12 protein-coding genes are annotated in these 16,241 nt (G+C 39.2%); 7 read left to right on the top strand and 5 right to left on the bottom strand.

Annotation, left to right across the window (positions count from 1 at the left end; genetic code table 11):
• Window positions 1-37: 37 nt before the first annotated feature.
• Window positions 38-694 carry a cofactor assembly of complex C subunit B gene (locus B4U84_RS14885; RefSeq protein ID WP_017309895.1) on the bottom strand — a complete coding sequence of 219 codons (657 nt, stop codon included), beginning with the start codon at window positions 692-694 and terminating at the stop codon, window positions 38-40.
• Window positions 695-860: 166 nt separating this feature from the next.
• Complete coding sequence (gene rpaB / locus B4U84_RS14890; RefSeq protein ID WP_026081825.1) at window positions 861-1,589, bottom strand: response regulator transcription factor RpaB; 729 nt, start codon at window positions 1,587-1,589, stop codon at window positions 861-863.
• A gap of 170 nt (window positions 1,590-1,759) precedes the next feature.
• On the opposite strand from rpaB, the gene radA reads away from it, so the two are divergent.
• The 4 genes from radA (at window position 1,760) to B4U84_RS14910 (ending at window position 6,108) form a co-directional block, all read left to right on the top strand.
• Window positions 1,760-3,331 carry a DNA repair protein RadA gene (gene radA, locus B4U84_RS14895; RefSeq protein ID WP_017309897.1) on the top strand — a complete coding sequence of 524 codons (1,572 nt, stop codon included), beginning with the start codon at window positions 1,760-1,762 and terminating at the stop codon, window positions 3,329-3,331.
• 146 nt (window positions 3,332-3,477) lie between these two features.
• On the top strand, window positions 3,478-4,278 hold the full coding sequence (locus B4U84_RS14900) for a Uma2 family endonuclease (protein ID WP_131119128.1): 801 nt from the start codon (window positions 3,478-3,480) through the stop codon (window positions 4,276-4,278).
• Between the two features lie 190 nt (window positions 4,279-4,468).
• On the top strand, window positions 4,469-4,885 hold the full coding sequence (locus B4U84_RS14905; protein WP_131119130.1) for a hypothetical protein: 417 nt from the start codon (window positions 4,469-4,471) through the stop codon (window positions 4,883-4,885).
• Window positions 4,886-4,902: 17 nt separating this feature from the next.
• Window positions 4,903-6,108 carry a DUF6575 domain-containing protein gene (locus tag B4U84_RS14910; protein WP_131119133.1) on the top strand — a complete coding sequence of 402 codons (1,206 nt, stop codon included), beginning with the start codon at window positions 4,903-4,905 and terminating at the stop codon, window positions 6,106-6,108.
• Between the two features lie 90 nt (window positions 6,109-6,198).
• On the opposite strand, the gene B4U84_RS14915 is transcribed toward B4U84_RS14910, so the two are convergent.
• Complete coding sequence (locus B4U84_RS14915; protein WP_131119134.1) at window positions 6,199-8,628, bottom strand: ATP-binding cassette domain-containing protein; 2,430 nt, start codon at window positions 8,626-8,628, stop codon at window positions 6,199-6,201.
• A 343-nt stretch (window positions 8,629-8,971) separates the two neighbouring features.
• Here B4U84_RS14915 and B4U84_RS14920 point away from each other — a divergent pair, with 343 nt between their 5' ends.
• On the top strand, window positions 8,972-9,874 hold the full coding sequence (locus tag B4U84_RS14920) for a phosphate/phosphite/phosphonate ABC transporter substrate-binding protein (protein ID WP_131119136.1): 903 nt from the start codon (window positions 8,972-8,974) through the stop codon (window positions 9,872-9,874).
• Between the two features lie 368 nt (window positions 9,875-10,242).
• Window positions 10,243-11,610 (top strand): serine/threonine-protein kinase, encoded by a 1,368-nt coding sequence (locus B4U84_RS14925; RefSeq protein WP_131119138.1) that lies wholly within the window; start codon window positions 10,243-10,245, stop codon window positions 11,608-11,610.
• A 98-nt stretch (window positions 11,611-11,708) separates the two neighbouring features.
• On the opposite strand, the gene B4U84_RS14930 is transcribed toward B4U84_RS14925, so the two are convergent.
• Window positions 11,709-12,662 (bottom strand): c-type heme family protein, encoded by a 954-nt coding sequence (locus tag B4U84_RS14930; RefSeq protein ID WP_017309904.1) that lies wholly within the window; start codon window positions 12,660-12,662, stop codon window positions 11,709-11,711.
• 224 nt (window positions 12,663-12,886) lie between these two features.
• A complete protein-coding gene (locus B4U84_RS14935) occupies window positions 12,887-13,795 on the bottom strand; it encodes a c-type heme family protein (RefSeq protein WP_131119140.1) in 909 nt (302 codons plus the stop codon).
• A 505-nt stretch (window positions 13,796-14,300) separates the two neighbouring features.
• On the opposite strand from B4U84_RS14935, the gene B4U84_RS14940 reads away from it, so the two are divergent.
• A complete protein-coding gene (locus tag B4U84_RS14940; RefSeq protein ID WP_131119142.1) occupies window positions 14,301-16,103 on the top strand; it encodes a serine/threonine-protein kinase in 1,803 nt (600 codons plus the stop codon).
• Window positions 16,104-16,241: the final 138 nt, after the last annotated feature.

A 16,241-nucleotide genomic window follows, 5' to 3' on the forward strand; every position in this document is an offset into this window, starting at 1 on the left:
CGGGGCTTCTTCCGCTTTAAGCTAAATTTTTAATTTTTCATTGTTTACCCTCCATAGTCTCACTCAGGGTAACAGCTAACTTATCTGCAATTCCAGCGATCCAGTTTTCATCTTGTTTAGTATAGCTACGAGGAGCATTTGCACCTAAAATCAAAACGCCTTCTTTACCAATTGGTTGACAAATTACTCCTTGGGTATTTTCTGGCAAATAATCAAATTCAATTTTTCCCGGATAGACTTTTAAGGCAACTAAATACACAGGCTGTTGTTTTTCGAGTACTCTTTTTAAAATTGGGCCTGGTGTCACCTCTGATTTTGTGCCTAAAATTCCTCGCCGCAATAAAACTTTACCTTGATAAAAAACTACAAGCGATCGCGTGACTGTATTAGTTAACAATAAATGCGATGCCCAGGCAAGTTCTGTTTTGATTGTTTGGGGTAAATCAGGAGCAAGTACAAAACCTTCTTCTCCAATTAGTTCTACTGCATCAGGCGATCGCGGTTGTACTTGCTGCCAAAGTAAACCCGTTAAAATCAATACTCCACTCAAAATCACACCCAAGACATCTGCACGAGCTTGAGACTCTGTGATTGCTGGTGTCAGCAAACGGTTAGTTAACAAAAGTACAGCGCCTAACCCCCCCACAACAATAGGTAGACGCCGCAAAATACGGTTCGGATCGGATTTTGCCATGCTTGATCAATGCTGAAAATTGACATACCTCCTTATCCTAAAGGAGCGAGGATACCTTGACATTTTACACAAACTTGCTACTAGTAGTCTTACAGTCTCTCCATGTCCGTTTAAAGTCTCCTTTGTCCTCCTTGTCCCCCTTGTCTCCCTTCCCTTCCCTAGAAACTTACTCTTCTCCCGGTTCTATAATCCGTTGAAAAAGATAACCAGTTCCTCTGGCTGTCAAAATCAATTCTGGGTTACTAGGATCATCCTCTAATTTTGCTCGCAAACGAGAAATATGTACATCCACTACACGGGTATCTACATGGCGTTCTGGTGTATACCCCCAAACCTCCTGCAATATTTCTGAACGAGAGAAAGCTTCTCCAGAACGGCTCACTAGCAGTTCTAGCAAACTAAATTCCATACCTGTCAAGCGAATACGCTCATCACCTTTATAGACTTGTCGCTTGTTGGTATCAATTTTGATATTTCCCACATGGATCACTCCAGAACTGGGAATACCAGAAGCACTGTTTTTATCTACCCGACGCAGTACTGAACGGATTCGAGCTTCGAGTTCTTTGGGTGAAAAAGGTTTAACTACGTAATCATCAGCACCTAGTTCAAGACCAGTAATTCGGTCAGCAACGTCCCCCAAGGCTGTTAACATAATTATTGGGACATCTGACTCCTTACGCAATTCTTGACAAACGCCGTAGCCATCGAGCTTAGGCATCATCACATCCAAAACTACCAAATCAGGCTCAGTCTTGCGGAAAGTATCCAAAGCTTCTTCGCCGTCGCCAGCAGTGACAACATCGTAACCAATCATTGACAGCCGAGTTTCTAAAATTCGGCGAATGCTGGCTTCGTCATCTACTACCAGAATTTTTTCTTTATGACTTTCCAAGCTAATCAACGCTCCTTAACTAAAAATTTTCATGATTAATTTTTCATACCATAATATTAAGATATCATTCCAATTATTCCGTTGGAAAAAGCTGTAACTACTTCTATTATTGGATTTTTGTTTTTCTGAAGAATTAAGAAAAAATTAAGATTATTTAATAATATTTAAGAATGCCAAAGCCGAAAACTTATTATGTTTGTAACCAATGTGGCGCAGAATCTCCACAATGGTTTGGAAAGTGTCCATCTTGCGGCACATATAATTCCTTAGAAGAAGAAATTGCTATCCAGTCCTCAACTGATATTCCCAGTCGGGGGGTGAGTAGTTGGCATTCTCAGCAAGGAAACACTAAATCTGCGAATAAACCAGCAAAGCCACGCGCTTCTTTGAGATTTGATCAAATTAGCGATCGCCAAGTTACACGCTGGCCTTCTGGTTATGGTGAATTAGATCGAGTCCTCGGCGGCGGTGTTGTACCTGGTTCAATGGTATTAATTGGTGGTGATCCAGGCATAGGTAAATCTACTTTGTTATTACAAGTATCAAATGAACTTGCACAGAGATACCGCATCCTCTACGTATCCGGCGAAGAATCAGGACAACAAGTTAAATTAAGAGCTTCCCGATTAGGTGTTACCAAACCACTCAACGTAGTTAGTAATGGTAATGGTAATGGTCATGAGCATGGTGACACTGAGAAAACTGAAGCAACAGAAGTAACTGGAGATACGCCAAAATCCTCAGAAATCACACAAATAGAAGGAACAACTGCCGATTTATATGTATTACCGGAAACAGATTTAGAAGAAATACTGAAGGAGGTCGAATCTCTCAAACCCAATTTGACAGTAATTGACAGTATTCAAACAGTCTTTTTCCCTGCTTTAACCTCTGCACCCGGTTCTGTCGCCCAGGTACGCGAATGTACCGCCGCTTTGATGAAGGTGGCAAAGCATGAAGATATTACCATGTTGATTGTCGGACACGTCACCAAAGAAGGAGCGATCGCCGGACCGAAAGTTTTAGAACACCTCGTAGATACGGTGTTGTATTTTGAAGGCGATCGCTTTGCTTCCCATCGGTTATTACGGACAGTGAAAAACCGCTTTGGTGCTACCCATGAAATCGGTATCTTTGAAATGGTGGAACACGGTTTGCGGGAAGTTTCCAACCCCAGCGAACTATTTTTGGGAAACCGTGATGATCCCGGACCTGGGACTGCGATTGTAGTTGCTTGCGAAGGTACACGCCCGATTGTTGTGGAGTTGCAAGCTTTGGTAAGCCCCACTAGTTACGCTTCGCCCCGTCGTTCTACCACAGGCGTAGACTACAACCGCTTGGTGCAGATTTTAGCAGTATTAGAAAAGCGGGTAGGCGTTCCCATGTCAAAACTTGATTCCTACGTCGCTTCTGCGGGTGGGTTGAACGTTGAAGAACCAGCAGTAGATTTGGGTGTAGCAATTGCGATTGTTGCAAGTTTCCGCGATCGCATAGTCGATCCTGGTACTGTATTAATTGGTGAAGTCGGCTTGGGTGGACAAGTACGCCCTGTGTCACAAATGGAACTACGGTTAAAAGAAGCAGCAAAATTAGGATTTAAGCGAGCGATCGTCCCGAAAGGACAAAAGTTTCCCAGCTTGGACATTGAGATTTTGCCAGTTTCTAAAGTCATAGATGCAATTATCGCGGCAATACCACAAGCATCGTTGGAAGATGAAGATTTAGAACCGGATGAGGAGTAACCATTCCAGGATGCGATCGCACGATAAATTTTGTCTCAAAAAACCTATAAAATCGTTGGGGGTGAGGAGTCAGACTCACTATTCGCCTGCTGTATACTTCAAGAAGTCGGGGATCTGGTTTCTACAATCTCAAATCCAAAATTTCTATGACTTCTTCTCCTCATTTCATTCCTCAATCTGATCCTCCCCTTCCTCCTTGGCAAACTCTACCAACAATGTATAATCTACCAAGTGACAACCCAGAGGAACCCGGTTTGCCAGATGATTTCCACTTTTTACAACCTTTGCTTTTATATTTAACTTTTCAACCAATCAACTGGAACCCGGAATTAGTTTATAGTGCTGCTGACCTCAATCTCTACTACGATGTTCAGCATCCTCTGTGGTACAAACGCCCAGATTGGTTTGGTGTGGTTGGAGTGCCAAAATTATATGATGAACGTGATTTACGTTTAAGTTATGTAACCTGGCAAGAACGAGCAAATCCTTTTGTTGTCGTTGAATTATTATCTCCAGGAACAGAAGAAGAAGATTTAGGGACAAAAAAAATAGAAATAGGTAAACCTCCGACAAAATGGGAAGTTTATGAAAGAATCTTGCGGGTTCCCTATTATATTGTTTTTAGCCGCTATACAAATGAAATTCGAGCATTTCAGTTAGTAGGTGGACATTATGAACCGATGAATTTCACGGAAGGACGCTTACAAATGCCAGAGTTAAGTTTAAGTTTAGGATTATGGCAAGGTTCATTTCGAGATATTGAAAGGTTGTGGTTAAGGTGGTTTACTTTAGAAGGAAAATTAATTCCTGCACCCACGGAAGAAGCTGCTGCTGCTACCGAACGAGCCATGATTGCTGAACAAGAAGCAGCTCAAGCAAAAAGGAAAATAGAGCAATTAGCAGAACGATTGCGTCAATTAGGCGTGAATCCTGATGAGATAGAGTGACATCTCACTATCCTGATGCTACGCCTATAGTAAAAACGTTCTTATCGTTAAGTTATGCTGTCGGCAAAAAGATAAAGGCTCAAAAACTTTACAGATTTTATTTACAACTTATAGTAAATTAATACTAGTAGTTTAGTAAATTACTTTTAAACGTACAAATGAATTTATTTTTGTATTCAAAAAGCAAAGGATGACATATTCAAAACACTTCCCGGATAACTGTCCTCCATCAGAATCGGATATTGCATCGGGGGAGTTTTACAGGTTTATTAAAAAGGTTCATGAAAAACCGCACGCAAAAGATTTTTTATCTTGGCGGCAAGAATTTCTAGACAAGGAATGTCCTGCGGGTTTATCCGAGTGTCAAGCCTGTGGAGTATCAATTCATTCGTCATTGGATGATGCCAAAAATTTATCTCTTAGAATCCCACGTTTTAGGAATATGAAAATTGCGAAGGGTATTTTGAGTGGCGAACTGGGAAGAATAAAACATACTCCATCAAGGCATGAAAAATCTCATCATGCTTGGTGGATACCAGAGGATAGCGAACCCTGGAAGGTTTTTGAACTAATTAATGTGAAGAAAGAAGATTCTACTCAAACATAAATATAACAGTTATAAACATGAGTTTTTTGCCGGAAAGGACAATACTAGGACAACTTGAAATCATAGAAGTTTATGACTTTTATGACAAGCCAGTATTGTTTTCCTGTAAAAATAAATCTGGATTAATTTTTATTGTACTTTGTGTAGATAGTTCGGACTATGCGGAGATATGGTTATATGCTCCCATGTCTTCATCTCGATTGCAGAGTGTAGTCCAAGGCCGAGTTGAACTTAGAGATATATTTATTGATACAGAAGATGCTTTTGTCTATCAGGTAGAAGTTCCTTATGAAGATGGGCTGAATGCTATTGTTAAAACTGTTAATTGCAATGAAATACCAGATGAATATTTGCCAGAATTAGGGCAAGTAATTAAATCTGAAGATAATTGTGATGATACTAATATTGAAACAGTTTCTACACAAAAAGGAAGAGAAATTATAGACTTTGTTTTACAGTTTCCAGAGAAAGAGATTACAGAAGCTCCTGTAGGGGAACTGGGGTTAATCTTATATTCATTACAAGAAACAATTGATGCTATAGGACAAATAAAGCTAGGGAAATCAGAAAGCCACATCATACAGCCAGAAGTAAAGCAAAAGACTCAAGTAGTTCTGTCTGGTGTATATAGTGGTTCATTTGGGATGCGCCTGGAAGGAATTGTATATGAAGAAGATAGTTTAGGCTTAGGAGAGTCTTTGTTAGGGCAATGCTTAAAAGAATTTATAAATTTAATAAATATTGGATCAAACGCAGATGAATTGCCTGCAAAATTGAATGTATTAAAAAGGAAAACAGCTTTTAAATATACTGAATTTTTAAAAGCTTTAACTAGAATTGGAATAAGTAAATTACACATAGATTGGGCTTCTCCTAGTAGAAAAGTGCAAACTGGAGAAATAGAACTAGAAACTGTACTTAAAGTTCTTGATGTCATCAAAAATACTAAGCTAAAAGTAGAAACAGAAATTTTTACTAATGTAAAATTAACTCAGATTAATTACAGTAGTAGAACAACAACTTTACAAGAAGTAGGTTCTAGAAAAAAATACAAATGTTTTATAGCGGACTCTGCTATTAAAGATGTAGAAACGATTAGTAAAACATTAGTGTATGTGGCGACTATTCAAGACTATGTAATATTATCTCCTGTAGTTGATAAGGAAAAGCACGAATATGAATTATTAAGTTTAAAGTTACCAAAAAACTCAGAAAATATCTAAATTAATTTTTAATTTAATTGAGTAGTAGGGGCGCACAGCTAACAGTGCATCCGTACAGTTTTGAGTAGGTGAAAACAAAAAACGTCATCATCAAACAATATCTTTCCGTTTCTGCAACAACAATGCCACAATTAAATAAATCAACGTATGCAAACCTAAAATTCCCCAATTTAATCCCAAATTATTCCAATTTGCATTGTACACATCAGACTTTTCAAAAATATCTGTGAGAGAAGGTAAACCTGGGGTACTTTCTGGAACCATTGCATTGACATTGACTAAGGTTCCGTAAGCACCAATTGACCATCTACTAATTGTTAGCCATCCTAATTTAGCTGCTAAACCTGTCATTTTAAATAGCACTCCTGAGAGAATGATTTGGGGAATCATAATCAAGGGAAGAATGCTATTGGCTTCGTTTTCTGTTTTGACTAGGGCAGAGATCATTAAACTTAGACTAACACTCGCCAACAGGGTTAAAAAGGTAGTAATTCCGAAACCCAAGAACCAAGCTATGAGATTAGATTCTGGAGATTTAAAACCAATTAATACAGCGGCAATAATTAATAATGTTTGCAATAATACTAAACTAGAACGAATCGCAACTTTAGAACCTAAATAGGAAATTAAACCCAAGTTAATCAGTCGTTCTCGTGCGTAAATAGCTGCTTCCTTAACAATCTCTCTTACAGAACTAGAAAGCCCTACCCAAATCCCTATACAACTAAATATAAATAGTACCTTGAGTGCTAAAGGCCCTTGGGTGATTTCTGCGGGGTTGAGTTTTTTGAGGGGTGTTTCGTCTCGTAATATCCAAGCTGTGAGGGCGATCGCAATCGGCCCTGATACTGACGATAAAATTATACTTGTGCGATCGCGCATCACTAATTGCAGATATCGCTGACTCAACAACACCAGTTGTTTAATGGGAGATATACCTGTGTGAATGCGATCGTCTGCTTTTGATGTACTATCTTTACCTGGTTTTAACTGTGATTTTACGTACTTCTGGCATTCTGGTGATCTTTCGTATTTCTGCGACCAATAATCAACCGTTGATACAACGTCTTTGCCATTACTGCCTTGATCGAGTTTGATATAAATATCTGAAAAATACTTTAAGTCTTCTGAGGGCATTTCAAAAAAGCCCAATGCTTCCTTGGGAGGGCCAAAGTAACAGAGTTTACCACCTCTACCCATGAAGACAATGCGATCGCACACTTCAATATTGGCTGTTGCATGGGTTACTAACACTACTGTCCGCCCTTGCTCTGCTAGTTCTCGCAACAGACGCATCATTTCTTTATCTAAACCAGGGTCAAGACCGGAAGTTGGTTCGTCTAAGAAGAATAGTTTCGGATCGGCTAATAGTTCTACGCCAATACTGACGCGTTTACGTTGTCCACCACTAAGATTACGGATAAAATTTGTCCGTACGTGAGTTAGTTTAATTTGTTCTAAGGTAGTATCTACTACTTGCTGGACATTTGTATCGGGTGGAAGCCTGAGTTTGCAAGCATAGGCGAGTACTTCCTCTACCCGGAGATCGGGGTGTACAATATCATCTTGGGGAACGTAACCTAGTTGTGAACGGTACATCGGCCAATTTTGCCGCAAGTTGTCACCATTCAAGTAGACTGTACCCGAAGATACTGGTTCAATCCCTAACAAAGATTTCATCAAGGTAGACTTACCAGCACCGCTACCACCAACTAAGGCTACTAACTGTCCTGGTTCAATCACCAAAGATACATCATTTAGAATTATTTTTTCTCGTCCCTCTTTGTCTTTGACTTTGCGCTGCAAGCGGTTGACATCAAGACGGATTTGACTACCACTGTCTAATAATTCTAGGCAATCTGGGCGATAAAGCAGGCTAAACGGCCCGATTTGAATTCTGCTGTGGTCTACTAATTGAAAGCGTTTGGAAACTCGTTGACCATTGACAAAAGTACCATTTGTACTTAAATCTTGGAGAAAATGTCCCCCTTGACCATCAGGATAAATTGTCGCGTGGAGGCGAGAGACTGTAGGCGCATCCAACTGCATGGAAGAATAGCGATCCGGTTTTGGCGATCGCCCCAATTGCACAGGCCAGTCCTTCAAACCTTTTAACATTAAGCGGCGGTTTGTGGGGATCGCTACCGGAGCATCAACAGGATTATAGTAAGTTAGCTGAATTCGGTTATGAGGAGATTGTCCGATTTCTAACTGCACGCCATTTTTTAACAAATAGCCACTAGGATCAATGAGTACTTTGTTTAAAAATATACCATTTCGACTAGGATTGACTGCATCACCATCGTAGATTCGATAATCTCCTCCTTCTTTACGTAAAGTAGCTTGTTTTCTGGAGAAGACTTCCCAGCCTATTGGTACTTCTAAATCTGCCCATTCGCGACCACGTCCCAAGCGATGCTCATCTTTTTGAAGATAAAGCCGTAGAATTTGACCTTTATTATTCAGTTCCAAAAAAGGTTGAGGACTAACAAGCGTCGCTTGTTCAAAGCTCCCTGTCATGAGATTTATAATACCTATTCTCTGGTTAAAGCCACACCCGTATCCTACAGGAATTGTGAATTATTTTCTGGATTATTTTTGATAATTTCTTCGTAATTTAATGGAATAAGCATAAATGTGAAGGTAGTTATTAGATTGTTGTTCGTTGGTTATTCCAAACAACAGAACTTCTTTCTTCCATGATGAGCAAAACCAAACCACATTAGTCAAGATATATTTTCAAATAGCAACATTTGTCGTAAAAAAGGTTAACTTTTTTGTGCGATCGCCTTTTACAAGCAGATGAAGTAGGATCATCGAAATTAATTGTGCCTGATCATCTCCTATTGTGTAACTAAAGATTATGAAAACTACTATTTTTATGCAGTCACGTTTTTTACTATTCCAACTCGTGGCATTAATAGGGATATTTGGATTCGGATGTGACTCACAACCAAAAACAAACAATATTCCTGACAGTCTAACTATTGGCGTAATTAGCTACGGTGAAGGAAAAACCTCACTCGATAAGTATGATCGCTTTAAAGATTACATTGCATCACAAACTAAGTCAATTGTGGATTTGGAACCAGCTTACAACGAATTGCAAGCTATTGACCAAATTCGCAACAAAAAATGGGAATTAGTGTTTGCACCTCCAGGTTTAGCTGCGATCGCGATTGGTAAAGAACTTTACATTCCTCTATTTTCCATGGAAGGAGTTAGTAATAGACAACGTTCTTTATTAATTGTCCGAGATGATAAACCCATCAATAAAATATCAGACTTGTCTAACAAAACTGTTGCTTTAGGAGAAATTGGCTCTGCTGCCGGCTACTATGTCCCTTTGTACGATCTCTACGGTTTAACTTTGGCTCAAATTCGTTTTGCTCCGACTCCGAAAACTGTACTTGAATGGATTGAGAATGGAACAGTTGATGCTGGTGCTATGTCAGAGCAAGATTTTGAGGTGCATCGTCGCAGTTTCAGTACAACTAAGTTTAGAACTTTACACACTAGTCGCTGGATTCCCTCTGGAGTGATGCTACTTTCGCCAACAGTAGACCGCAACCTCCAACAACAAATCCAAAAAGCCATGAATGATGCACCTGCCGATATTGCTGGCGACGCGGGTTACATTCCTGCTGCTAAAATACCTAATTACCAGGAATTTATTAAGTTAGTTGAAAAAGTTCAGCCTATAGAGCCAAAAGTGAAGCAAACACCTGCTGTTCTCACTCCTGAAACCTCTAACCTGACAAAATAAATTAGCCAGCAATTAACTCAATAATCACATAATACTTAATAAAATGTAATAAATTATTTGCATATTTTTTGAGCTTATACCTAATAAATAGTTAAGGTGATAGCAATTTTTGAGGTTAGCAAACAACTCAAACAGAAACAAATTGGCTTTGACAAGAGTCATTTAATATTAAAACTTCAACGCGTGTTCTCCCAGAGTGGGGTTAGAAATCAAAACTTGAAAATCATCAAAAATTGATGTTCAAATAACTTTACCGAAAAAGTTTAGATTCATAGATATTCTGGATATCTTGTACGAAAACTAATAGGCTAGGAGTTGAAGTTATATATAACCAAATTATGTATAGGAATCATTAGGAGTATCATGATATGTCTCAGCCCTCCTTAGTCAAACCAGAAATACCTTCAGGAACATTAATTGATAATCGTTACATCATCCAACAACTGCTAGGACAAGGGGGTCTGGGGCGAACTTACTTAGCGTTTGATACTCGTCGCTTTAATGAGGCCTGTGTCCTGAAGGAATTTGCGCCGATTGGGACAGGAGGGGGAGGGTTAGAAAAATGCCGCAATTTGTTCAAAAGAGAAGCTAAAATTCTTCACCAGTTAGAACATCCACAAATACCTCGTTTTTTGGCTTGTTTTGAAGGAGATGGTCGCCTCTTCTTGGTACAAGAATTTGTAAATGGAAAAACCTACTCAACCTTATTACGCGATCGCCAACTTCAAGGACAAACTTTTACTGAAGAAGAAGTCATTAAGTGGTTGAAAAACTTATTGCCTATTTTAGAATACATCCATCAGCATCATATTATTCATCGGGATATTTCACCTGACAATATCATGTTACCCGAAGGTAATATTTTGCCTGTTTTAATTGACTTCGGAGTTGGAAAACAAATAGCTGATCTCAATGAAGTTACAAATTCCAATCAAGCGACCTTTGTAGGTAAAATGTCTTTGGTGGGAAAAGTAGGATACGCCCCCCGCGAACAAATTAGCTTAGGGTTATGTTCTCCTAGTAGTGACCTCTATGCTTTGGGAGTCACAGCAGTTGTATTGCTAACAGGAAAAGATCCATCCTTGCTCATGGATCAGTACAGCTTAGAGTGGAAATGGCGTTTTTACACTTATGTCAGCGATGGATTTGCTCAAATCCTGGATAGAATGCTGTCAGATACACCCAGGTATAGATATCAAACATCTCAAGAAGTTTTAAGAGATCTGGAGCTTTTAACAAGACCTCAAACAGCATCACCATCAACAATGTTTGATGTTCCTCCTACCATACTGACTCCAGACGCTCAAACAACCGTAACAATATCTCAATCTCAGTCTCCTGATCCAGATTTAGATGAAACGGTGTTGAGTAAAGCGTCAAATCAACAAACTTCTCGCCATCCACAAACAAATCAAAATCAACAAAATTTCCCAAATCAACAAACTTATCAGAGTCAACCAAATTTCTCAGAGCGACAAACAAATCAAAATCAACCAAATTTCCCAAATCGACAAACAAATCAAAATCAGCAACAAATAACTTCACTCAACGCTGCATTTATACGGCGTTGTCAAGATGCTTTAGCCTTCTATATTGGTCCTATTGCTAGTCTGATTGTAGAAGATACCTTAGCTGAAAATCCGCAAACCACGCCTTACCAATTTGTAGAACTCTTAGCAAGAGAAATACCAGAGTCAGAAGCTGCATTGGAATTTACCAGACGCTTATTTTCGTAGAATTAAACTATGTAAATAGCCTGCGTGAGCAGGCTGTGTTTATATATTCGTGAATTATATTCGCCAGGTATTTTTGAAAATCAAAATTCTGGCAAAATTCACCGTTGAGGATAGTCACTAGTTCCAGTACTCCCCATACCTCCTGTACCATGTGTGTTTCCAGGAGGACGTTTGAGCCGTTTCATCGCCATTTCTAAACTTAACTTCATGCGTTTAAAAGCTTTGGCGAGATTACCAATTTCATCATTAGATAACTGTTCAAACTCAACCTCCATATGTCCTGTGCTGACTTCTTCCGCTACACGAGTGATGCGTTTGAGAGGAAGAACAACTTGTCGATTCAAAAAGATGTTAACTAAGACAATTACGAGGACAAAAACAACAGATACAAGTCCAACAATTAACACAGAAGATTGGTTTGCTTTTTGAATTACTCTGCTAGCTGGTACAGAAATAATTTGCGCGCCTATAATCTCACCCAATTGCCAGTTAAAACCGTTAGCTGTACCATAGCGATCAATCATACTTTTTGGTGCTTGGTCTGGCGTACTATGGCATTCTAGGCATTTTGGAGCAGAAACAGCAAGTGGACGAGCAATGTAAAAAATATCCCCACCAGGAAGCGATCGAAATCCACTTGTTTCTTTTAAATTTTTGTTAGCCCGGAAACTATTAACAACTTGTGTCTCAAAGCTATCAGCCTTATCCCGCAAATTAGTTGGGTTTAAGGTTGGTTCTTTATAAAAGAACTCTCGATAATCTTGTTTTTGTCGCAAATTCTCAAAGACTTCCCTTGCTGAGTAACTTGGTATTGATTGCGGTAAAAACTCAGTTTCCAATTTATCAACAAGTTCTGGATTAACTTGATTACTAGTGTACTGTCGAACAGCAATCATAGTTTCCATCAACATCAAAGCTGTAGAGGTAATTTCTTGTTTGGCATTTTGCCTTAAAACAGAAGATAAAGCCAAACCGCTCAAGCTTAAACCAAATGTCAGAATTACAAGTAATAAAATTGTAACTTTTTGTTTTAATCGTAAGTTTTTTAGCATAATTCTAACCATTGAATATCATAATAGCTAATTTTTATATTTATACACTTCATGACCTCTGGCAAATAATTGTAAGTAGCCATCATGAGCTGCGTACACTAGGGTGAATAAAAATATAACTTTCCCTACACCCCTATACCCCTTTTTTAAGTCAGTTCATTATATTTGCCAATCTCACCTCCATTGAGATACGTAACATATTTTTTATCTTTAATTTATAAATATTAAATTTCTGTAGTTCCAGTATTTCTTTTCAGCCTTTTCATCGCCATTTCTAAACTTAACTTCATGCGTTTAAAAGCCTTAGAAAGATTGCCAATCTCATCATTACCGATTTGTTTAAATTCAACATCCATATGTCCTGTGCTAACTTCCTCAGCGACACGAGTGAGACGTTTTAGGGGGCGAATAACTTGACGTTCTAAGAAAATATTGACTAAAAGAACAACACAAATAAAAACAGCAGAGACAATTAGAATAATTACAAAAGAAGATTTATGTGCTTTTTCAATTACTTTACTAGCTGGGACAGAAATTATCTGTGCGCCAATAATACTATTTAACTGCCATCCAAATCCATTTTCTGTGCCGTAACGCTCAATCATCGTTTTCGGTGCAACGTCAGGAGTACTGTGACACCTCAAGCAGGCTGGTTGAGTTAGCTTCAGTGGACGAGCGATATAGAAAATATCTCCACCAGGTAATGGGCGAAATCCACTTAACTCTTTTAAATCTTTTTCATCAGTAAAACGCTTGATAATATCCGATTCAAAAGTATCAGCTTTATCCCTTAAACTTGTAGGATTGAGTGCCGCTTCTTTATAAAAAAAGTCTTTATACTCTGGTTTTTTTCGTAAAATTTCAAATACTTCTCTGGCTGAATAAGCAGATACCGTTTGTGGCAAGAATTTCGTTTCCAATTTATCAACTAGTTCCGGCGTGACTTGAGAAACTGTATACTCACGCAAAGCACTAATCGTTTCAATCAGTGACAAAGCATTGTTAGCAATTTCTTGTTTAGCATTTTGCCTAAGTAACGAAGATAGACTGAACCCGCTCAAGCTCAAACCAAACACAAGAATAAGGATTAGTAAGATTGTAAATTTTTGTCTCAATTTCAAATTTTTTAACATTGTGGTCATATCTAGGTTTCAGCAGGAATGATAAAAACTACATTATCAGCTTTCTGCTTTCCAGATATGAAGTATGTTTTTTATTAATAAAAAAGTAACCTAAAAATAAACATTATGTTCTACAGTCAAAACCACAAAAATTACGCGAGATAAATATTAATATTTTTAATAATTACTCATCATGAATCCTGTACACTAAGGTCAATAAAAAAATGATTCTTCTTGCACTCCCATACTCGTTCGGACTTCGCCGTGAATACTCAGACGTTTGGCGATCGCTCAGTCGATCCATCTAGCCGTCGAATCCTGACACATCCTTAATAGATCTCAAATTAAATAGAAATTAATTAATCAAGCGGCAAGCCAGGAAAGTACCAGTGTCTACAACCAGAGTCGCCTGCTGTCATGTAATTTGATTTTAGATGACTTCCCTATGGAATATGAGGGCTTGTACCATTAAGGAATTATCGGTCACAATAAATAGCAGATTTAACAATTATTACTAATGGTTTGGAATCCGGGACAAAGGTTGTTTGGGGGACGATATATCATCCAAAGAAAACTAGGTGAGGGGGGAATAGGTATCACTTACCTCGCCACAACTGAAGATGGAGAACTACGGGTTATTAAAACCTTAAAAGAAGAAATCTTCAATAACCCTGCCTGGAAACCCCACCGAGACAAGTTAAAACTTGATTTTAGGGATGAAGCTGTCAGATTGGCCGTGTGTCGCCATCCGCACATAGTCCAAATAGAAAATATCTTCGATGAAGCAAATATGCCTTGTATGGTAATGGAGTACATCGAAGGCGAAGATATGGGTAAGCGCTTACAACGACTGGGAATACTACCAGAACCAGAAGCACTGCTTTACATACGGCAAGTAGGCTCTGCTGTAGCCATGATTCACCGCAAAGGCTTGCTACACCGGGACATAAAGCCGCGCAACATTATGCTTCGCAACGATAAATTAGAAGCTGTTTTGATTGACTTTGGTATTGCCAGAGAATTTATTCCCAACGTTGTTCAAAAGCACACAGTCTATCGTACTCCTGGTTTTGCTCCCCCCGAACAATACGAATTGGAAGCACCACGGGGAGAATACATTGATGTTTATGGTTTAGCAGCTACCTTATATAGTTTGGTGACTGGAATCATACCAACCAGTGCGGAGGAGAGACGGCGTAACATTTCTCTAAGACCACCACTGTACTACAATCCCAATCTTAGCCACAAGGTAAATTTAGCAATTCTGCGCGGTATGGAATTGCAATCCAAGCAGCGTCCTCAAAGCGTACAAGACTGGTTAAATCTACTAGATAATGAGTTGGAGGAAGATTCTTCTGTACCCCCCACACAAATTATTACTCCGAATACCCAGACTCAAACTACCATTTTATTGAGCCAAGGAGAATGGGAGTGTGTAAATACTCTCAAAGGCCATGCCAGCATGGTGCAAACTGTAGCAGTTAGTAGTGACGGTCAGCTTTTAGCAAGTGGTAGTAGTGACACCACGATCAAACTGTGGCAATTGGAGAGTGGTAAGTTACTACGTAGCCTTGGTCGTTGGTTTTCTGGTCATTCTAGTATGGTTAGTAGTGTTACCTTCAGCCCAGATGGAGAAATTCTTGCGAGTGCGGGTTGGGATGAGACTATTAAACTGTGGTTGATTAATTCTGGCAAAGCAATTCGTACTTTTAGGGGTCACAGCAATTGCGTCAATTCTGTCAGCTTTAGTCCGAATGGACAAATGCTGGTTAGTGGCAGTGCTGATTGTAAGATTAAACTATGGCAAGTGAGTACGGGTAGAGAAATTCGGACTTTTGTTGGCCATACTGACACTGTTTGGTCTGTTGCTTGGAGTCCAAATCGAGAAGTAATTGCCAGTGGTAGTGCTGATTACACAGTCAAACTCTGGTACATCAATACAGGTCAAGAAATTCGCACCTTGAGAGGACATTCATTTTTTGTGAATGCGATCGCCTTCAGTCCAGATGGCGAAATGATCGCCAGTGGCAGCGCAGACTCTACTATCAAACTATGGCTAGTAAGTACAGGTCAAGAAATTTGCACCCTCACAGGGCATTCTAATTCAGTATGGTCACTTGCCTTTAGTCCTGATGGCCAATGGTTAGCAAGCGGTAGTTGGGACAAAACCATCAAAATTTGGCACGTCAGTACAGGTAAAGAAATTTGCACCCTAACTGGTCATTTGAACTATATCCGGTCTGTCACCTATAGCCCAAGTGGGCAAATTTTAGTCAGTGGTAGTGATGACGATACCATCAAGATTTGGCGGTGCAGGTAAGGGGATTGAAGATTGGAAGGGAGTATGGGGTGTGTGGGTATTGGGAATTGGGGGCTTTAAACAAGTGTTTGTATTTCGCTGACGAGTGTTTGAGACCCGTCGTCGAGTATAAAAGACCCGTCGTCGAGTATAAAAGAC

This window comes from Westiellopsis prolifica IICB1, assembly GCF_004323185.1.
Lineage (GTDB): Bacteria > Cyanobacteriota > Cyanobacteriia > Cyanobacteriales > Nostocaceae > Pelatocladus > Pelatocladus prolificus_A.